Source organism: Pseudoalteromonas sp. SR41-8 (genome assembly GCF_014163915.1).
GTDB classification, from domain to species: domain Bacteria; phylum Pseudomonadota; class Gammaproteobacteria; order Enterobacterales; family Alteromonadaceae; genus Pseudoalteromonas; species Pseudoalteromonas rhizosphaerae.
Genome location: NZ_JACJEE010000108.1, coordinates 1 through 266 on the forward strand (window position 1 = coordinate 1; position 266 = coordinate 266).

Here is a 266-nt window from a genome sequence, read left to right on the forward strand (position 1 = left end):
GTGCTGGCTGCACTGGAGGTGTTACCCGCCGCATCACTTTGTGTGGCGCTGACGGTGAGCGTGCCATCGTTAAAGCTGCTGACATCAAACTCACTACCACTGATAGTCCATGCCCCAGAGCCATCAGCCGTCACAGTACGCGATTGGTTATTCGAACCATCGCTGATAGTCACACTGACACTGGCATTGGCTTCCGCCCCAGAGCCGGTGATCAATACACTGTCATCTTCTACGGCATTGATCCGGCCATCAACCTCAATCGGGGT

Annotated in this window: 1 protein-coding gene; it reads right to left on the reverse strand. The window is 54.9% G+C overall.

Going from position 1 to position 266, the window contains the following annotated elements; genetic code table 11:
- Positions 1–266 (reverse strand): Ig-like domain-containing protein (locus H5162_RS21210; RefSeq protein ID WP_220493652.1); only part of this gene is annotated, 266 nt, incomplete at both ends.